Source organism: Candidatus Nealsonbacteria bacterium CG07_land_8_20_14_0_80_39_13 (genome assembly GCA_002779355.1).
Taxonomy (GTDB): Bacteria; Patescibacteriota; Minisyncoccia; order Minisyncoccales.
The window spans coordinates 1-4,799 of record PEWS01000042.1 but is presented as its reverse complement, the minus strand read 5'-3'; the positions used below and the strand labels follow the sequence as shown (position 1 = coordinate 4,799).

The following is a 4,799-nucleotide window of genomic DNA, read 5'->3' as shown; positions in this document are numbered from 1 at the left end:
GAAGAATTTTTTGGTGGCGCGCGCAAATCAGAAATCGTAAAGAGTATTTTGCTTGGCGGCGAGCGTTAGCGAGCAGTGGCGGGGCGGCTTCCTTTGTTCAGGAATTTTTGATAAAGTAGGTTCGAGCGCAGTCATATAGATACTCCAGGATTTGACTTTCCGGTTTTTGACCGACGAATTGGTGGGCGGCACGAAGTGCCGCCCATTGGTTTTCCCCCGACAAATCCTCTCCGCTCGGCGCGGTGAGCCGCGCCTCGCGGTTGGCCAAGACGAGGTTCGAGCCAAAGATTTCTTTGGCAACAACCTTTTTCGCAAAAAGGTTACTCTCCCGTGCGATTTCAGGCAGATTTTCTGCCTCTTTTATCCATTCCGCCATCGGTTCGAGCCAGCCAGTCCGCTTTTGTTCAATCCGCGCCGATTGCTCTTCCAGCGACTTCTTTTCGGAAAGGAGTTTTGCTTTTTCTAAACGATAGATTTCACGCTCAATATCCTGTTCTAAATAGCCGTCTAAAAGTCGCTGGAGTTTCGTTTGTATGGCGCGGATTCTCTCTTGGCTTGTTTGAACAAAAGCAGAAACGGATTGGGCGGATTTTGCTTTATCTTTTTCTAATCGTGCGTTTAGTTTCTCCGCCCAATCCGCAGGCAAAGAAACTTTTTGAATAAGGGATGATAACTGGCGATCCAGTTCCTCTTGGCGAATACAAGGTTCGGGACACTTCAGTTTAGATTTCTTGGTGCAGTGATAATAGACATACTCGTGGATATTGCCGTTCTTCTGCTTTTTGACCTTGTATTCGCCAGTTATCATCATTCCGCATGAGGCGCAGGATAAGAGGCCGCAAAACGCTTGCGGTTCATTTTTCTGCTTGTGGTGCGGTCTGCCTCTCTGCTTCAAAACTTCCTGCGCCTTGTCAAAAATTTTCTTTGAGACAACTGGCTGGTGCTTGCCTTCGTATATTTCGCCAGCATAACGGAATAGTCCAGTGTAGAAAGGATTGGAGAGGATAAAAGTCGCTCTTGTGATGTGGATTTTCTTTCCGCTTCTTGAAACGATTTTGTTTTGCGCCAAAAAATCGGACACATCTTCAAGCCGATGATTGCCCTCGGCGTATAGCTCAAATGCTTTGCGAATAATGGGCGCGCGCTTTTTATCCACGACAACGGATTTATTGCGCGAGTCGTTGATGTATCCAACTGGTGCGAGTGAGGGATACTCACCTCGTCTCACTTTTTGGGGCAAAGCAAATACAAACCGCAAGGGATTTCGAACCTCGTCTTGGCCAACCGCGAGGCGCGGCTCACCGCGCCGAGCGGAGAGGATTTGTCGGGGGAAAACCAATGGGTGGCACTTCGTGCCACCCACCAATTCGTCGGTCAAAAACCGGAAAGTCAAATCCTGGAGCGGACAATGGGAATCGAACCCACACCCTAACCTTGGGAAGGTTACGTACTACCACTATACTATGCCCGCGCTTAACCGCTCCGCCTCTTATTCCAAACTACAAGCCGATTTTTTCCAAAAACTTTTGCCAAATATTTTTTTCTTCAATTTTTTCATTATTCTTGCCGGCTTCCGACGGAACAACTATCACCACTTCCTCTCCCGGCTTTTTATACCCCTCCTCCCTTGCCTTTCCTTCCCAATATTCCTCTGTCTGCTTTTCAGATATTCCGGACTTCAACTCCTCGTTCTTTTTTTCTGCGCTTTGAGCTTGGCTCTTAAGAGCGTCCAGCTCCGCTCCGATGTTGGCTCTTTCTTTTTTTATATTAATAATGGAAAAAGTCAAATAAATTATCGCCACGATGATAAGGACAGCAATAAACAAAGAAGATAATAATTTCTTCCATAAGGGATCCTTTTGCCTGTTCATTTTTTCTGCTATCATATGCTTATCATGAAAATAAAATCAAAAACAATTATGAAAGCGGTATGGATTATCCTGATTTCCTTGGTCGCCTTAAGCATGGTCGTTTTCACCGTTGCTCCTGCTTTTAACCGCTAAGCTCTAAATATCTTCAGGTATACATCTGACGGGATCCTTACTTGTCCCTTGGCTTTTAATTCTTTCTTCCCTTTCTTCTGCTTTTCCAGTAACTTTTTTTTCCTTGAATAATCTCCGCCATACAAAGGAGCGATGACATCTTTGCCTCTGGAGCTGATATTCTCTCTGGCGATGATTTTCCCGGAAATCACAGCCTGCAAAGAAACGGCGAAAAGTTGGGGGGGCATTATTTCCTTCAATTTTAATATTATTTTCCTTCCTTCTCTTTCAGCTTCTTTTCCTGAAACAATTTTCGTGAAAACATCTTCTTTGGCGCCGGCAACCAAAATATCCAGCTTTACCAAATCCCCTTTCCTGTAGCCCATCAGCGCATAATTCATTGAGGCGTATCCTTGAGTCGCTCCCTTCAGACTGTCATAAAATCCGGCGATAATTTTCCTTAACGGAACTTCGTATTTCAAAATAACCTTATCCTTGCCGATATAATCAGATGTTATTTGTCTTCCTTCCAAAGTTTCCAGAACCTCAAAAACTTGGCCGACATAATTAGACGGAGTCATTACTTCCAGCATAACCCAAGGCTCATCCGTTTCTTTTATGGTTGTCGACTCCGGCCAATCGCTAGGAGAAAAAATTAAAAGCTCCTTATCATCATTTTTTATGATTTTATAAACAACTGACGGAGTGGAAATCACCAATTTTAATCCAAATTCCCTGAAAAGCCTTTCGCAAATTATTTCAGCGTGCAAAGAGCCCAAAAAACCGCAACGAAATCCCCTTCCCAGCCCTTCTTTTTTCTCCAACTCAAAAATAAAAGAAGCGTCGTTCAATTTTAATTTTGAAAGAGAAAATTTCAAATTTTCAAAATCATCGGGATTTTCAGGGTAAACTGAAGCGAAAACCATCGGACTGACTTCCTTATAACCATGCAAAGGCTCTACCTTCACCGGAGCGTTGGGAAGAGAAAATTCAAAACCGGTAATTGTTTCTCCGACCCTCACTTTATCAATATCTTTGACGCCCGTGGCGATGTAACCGATTTCTCCGGCTTTTAATTCCTGGCACGGCGTCATTTCCGGCTTAAGAAATCCCACTTCTTTAACTTTGCCCTCCGCCTCGGCCTGCATTAAAAAAATCTTATCGTCTACCTTAACCGTTCCGTCAACAATTTTTACATAAACAAAAACTCCCTTGAATGAATCGTACTTGGAGTCAAAAATCAAAGCTCTCAAGGGCTTATTTACATCACTTTGCAACGGAGGAGGAATTTTTCTGATAACCGTTTCCAAAAGCTCTTTTACTCCCATACCTTTCTTGGCTGAAATGGAAAGAATATCTTCCTGCGATATTTTTAAAAGGTCAGCCAGTTCTAATTTTGTTTCTTCAACCTTAGCCAAAGGAGAGTCAATTTTATTAATAACCGGAATAATGGTTATATTCTGTTTCCTCGCCAGATCAAGATTGGCCAATGTTTGAGCTTGAATTCCTTTTGTGGCGTCAACCAATAAAATCGCTCCTTCAACCGCAGCCATTGACCGGGAAACTTCATAAGAAAAATCCACGTGCCCGGGCGTATCAATTAAGTTTAGGGTATATGGCGCAGAATTCCCAGCCAGAGACTGGTCGGCCTCTGGCCGAAAGGTGTAGCTCATGCGAACGGGCTGCATTTTAATGGTAATCCCCTTTTCCCTTTCCAAATCCATCATATCTAAAAACTGCTCCTTCATTTTGTTTTGAGGAACGGTTCCGGTCAATTCTAAAAACCTGTCAGCTAAAGTTGACTTCCCGTGGTCAATGTGGGCGATGATGCTGAAGTTCCTAATGTTATTTAAATCCGCCATAGCTTAAATATTACGATAAATTACCCCTTTTGACAAATGACAAACGAAGAAAAATGAGTTAATATTGGAATATTGAATTTTGACAATTGAACACACTGAAGTGAAAAACCGAAAGAATGAAAAATGAAAAAAACAAAAAATGATGAACGTTTTTTTATCGTCGCTAGCGACACACACAAATGAATTTTTCTGAAAAACGAGGGAATGGTTTTATTAATTTTTCCTTTAACTTCGGGCGCGCAAAAATTTTGATGCTTGATTATGAAAATCCTCTAAAGTCCCAAAACACTGAAAGCTATTCTTGGCTGATAGAACAAGTGAGGTCCGCGAAAAACAAAATGGTAATAATAATTTCCCATAGCCCTGTGATTATAAATAAGAAAAAAATCCTCCTTTTGTCGTTTTCTTCTACTGAAGAGCTAAAAGGCGTGATGGAAAAAATGGATGAAGTGGAGGAAGCGTTAATAAGATGCGGAAAAAAATAGTCATTATTTCCGGACATATGCATAATGAATATTATTTTACTACCGCTAAAGGAATCAATATAATAGGACTCCCTTGCTTCTATGACAATAAAGGAGAACCCCTAAAAATAGATACTAAGAACCCCATAAATAGCGAAAGCGAAACCCAAAGGGTTTCTTTTTTTATCCTTTAAATTTTTTAAAGATTTTTTCTTTAAAGACGAAGATTTCCGGAGAACGGAGAAGGAAAGACGAAGCGATATAAATAATCGCCCCAGCCGAACCGAGAATAATCAGCTGCCAGAAAGCGCCGGCAAAGGTTTTAATATCAAAAATCGGTGAAATTAAATAAAGGCCGATGTTTATCGCCACAAGCATCAAAATTCCGGACACGAAAACCCTCCAAGCCGAATTGGCTATTTCTCTTAAATTATAATCCCCGATCTTCCTATAAAGAAAAGTCATTGATAATCCGAGATGAATAACAGACC

The 4,799-nt window shown here is 41.9% G+C and carries 6 protein-coding genes and 1 tRNA gene; 2 read left to right on the top strand and 5 right to left on the bottom strand.

Annotated elements, in window-relative coordinates; all coding sequences use genetic code 11:
• Positions 1-97: 97 nt before the first annotated feature.
• The 4 genes from COS96_02970 to COS96_02955 form a co-directional block, all read right to left on the bottom strand.
• A complete protein-coding gene (locus COS96_02970) occupies positions 98-1,393 on the bottom strand; it encodes a hypothetical protein (protein ID PIU43705.1) in 1,296 nt (431 codons plus the stop codon).
• A 4-nt stretch (positions 1,394-1,397) separates the two neighbouring features.
• Positions 1,398-1,471: transfer RNA gene (locus tag COS96_02965), tRNA-Gly, on the bottom strand.
• Positions 1,472-1,499: 28 nt separating this feature from the next.
• Entirely contained in the window at positions 1,500-1,886 is a 387-nt protein-coding gene (locus COS96_02960) for a hypothetical protein (protein ID PIU43704.1), read from the bottom strand.
• 113 nt (positions 1,887-1,999) lie between these two features.
• Entirely contained in the window at positions 2,000-3,844 is a 1,845-nt protein-coding gene (locus COS96_02955; GenBank protein ID PIU43703.1) for an elongation factor 4, read from the bottom strand.
• A gap of 251 nt (positions 3,845-4,095) precedes the next feature.
• On the opposite strand from COS96_02955, the gene COS96_02950 reads away from it, so the two are divergent.
• The gene (locus COS96_02950) at positions 4,096-4,329 is read left to right on the top strand and encodes a hypothetical protein (GenBank protein ID PIU43702.1); all 234 of its coding nucleotides are present in this window, start codon (positions 4,096-4,098) and stop codon (positions 4,327-4,329) included.
• Positions 4,314-4,502 carry a hypothetical protein gene (locus COS96_02945; protein PIU43701.1) on the top strand — a complete coding sequence of 63 codons (189 nt, stop codon included), beginning with the start codon at positions 4,314-4,316 and terminating at the stop codon, positions 4,500-4,502. The genes COS96_02950 and COS96_02945 overlap by 16 nt, the downstream gene beginning before the upstream one ends.
• On the opposite strand, the gene COS96_02940 is transcribed toward COS96_02945, so the two are convergent.
• Positions 4,492-4,799 (bottom strand): hypothetical protein (locus COS96_02940; protein ID PIU43700.1); only part of this gene is annotated, 308 nt, incomplete at its 5' end. The genes COS96_02945 and COS96_02940 overlap by 11 nt on opposite strands.

What these genes read in the sequence shown, in the direction of transcription:
- COS96_02960 (PIU43704.1), bottom strand. Translation starts at nt 1,886, where the DNA reads ATGATAGCAGAAAAAATGAACAGGCAAAAGGATCCCTTATGGAAGAAA.
- COS96_02955 (PIU43703.1), bottom strand. Translation starts at nt 3,844, where the DNA reads ATGGCGGATTTAAATAACATTAGGAACTTCAGCATCATCGCCCACATT.
- COS96_02950 (PIU43702.1), top strand. Translation starts at nt 4,096, where the DNA reads ATGCTTGATTATGAAAATCCTCTAAAGTCCCAAAACACTGAAAGCTAT.
- COS96_02945 (PIU43701.1), top strand. Translation starts at nt 4,314, where the DNA reads ATGCGGAAAAAAATAGTCATTATTTCCGGACATATGCATAATGAATAT.